We start from the raw sequence: 1175 nt of genomic DNA, 5'->3' as shown, positions 1-1175 counted from the left end.
ATCCCTGTTTTGGTAAATAGCTCTCGCGCTTCCGCCCAAAACTGAATCACATCCTTTTTGATACCTTCTACATCCATTTTTCCAACTTCAACAGGCAGCCAACGACGATTACCGGTTTTATCGCCTAAAAATTCATCTTCATTTGTCGTACCAATACTCAATGAGCGTCTAGGAAACTGGGTGGCGAATTCTTTGAACTTGGGTATCCACTTTTCATGTGTCCGCGTGACAAAGGCTTTGATGGATTCCAGTTCTTTCGTATTCAGTCCGCGTAATTCGCTAATTTCTGCCACCAGACAACCGCGCATCTTACGCGCCAGATCATCATCTTTTTCAGCAAAGGAAATTTCAGTGAAAAAAGCCGGATCAGGGGATAACGCTGCCACGACAGAAGATTTTCCAGCACCTTGAGCACCTACTAGGATCGGCACCATATCCGCTTTGATACCGGGCTTTAACACGCGTCCCGCAAGGGCTGTCCACATATAGCGCGATACCGCACGCGTATAAGCACTATCCTCAGTGCCAAAATGGGTATGATAAAACTTTTCGATACGCGGTATACCGTCCCATTCGAGGCTTTTAAGCCATTCCATGGCGGAATCAAAAGGATTTTCATCCGCAGCCAGTAATACCACATCACGGATTAACTCACGTCCAACCGCTTTGAAGCCTCGTTTTTCCATTGTGATACGCAATCGGGAATAATCAGCATCAGTAAAGGTTTGCCATGCTTTAGTGCCAACAGGCGCAAACATGATCTCATCACGGAAAGTATCAAACCGAATTTCTACACCGACAAAATCAGGGCACATAACCGCTTTAGCCGCATTGTCAATGGTCGCTTCTATTTGGCCTGACGTTTTATTGCGTTTAAACGTAGGCCAGTTTGAATTTTCAGTAGGGTCTGTTAGATCTTCGAACTCATCAATTGTAGCAACCGCTGTTTTCAATCGCTCGGCACCGGGATTTACCCATCCTGCTTTTTGCGCTAAACTGAATATCGCTTGATAGCCTGTTCTTTCAGCACGTAGTTCAGGCCATTTGGCTTCGGCAGCGGATATGTCTCCTTTATCGACGGCAGAAGACCAATCAAGCCACATCTTTTTAGCTTCATCTTCAAAGTGTGTGTCTTTAAACCAGGCGAGGCGATTGCCCATATCCACCCATGAAGG

At 46.0% G+C, this 1175-nt stretch carries 1 protein-coding gene; it reads right to left on the bottom strand.

What is annotated here, in order from left to right:
- Positions 1–1175: virulence-associated E family protein (locus G468_RS22035; protein WP_248604908.1), on the bottom strand; the 1175-nt coding region annotated here is incomplete at both ends.

The sequence above is a fragment of the Arsenophonus nasoniae DSM 15247 genome, from assembly GCF_000429565.1.
Taxonomy (GTDB): Bacteria; Pseudomonadota; Gammaproteobacteria; order Enterobacterales; family Enterobacteriaceae; genus Arsenophonus; species Arsenophonus nasoniae.
Note: the sequence above shows the minus strand (reverse complement) of the source record. Positions and strands in the feature narration are given on the sequence as shown.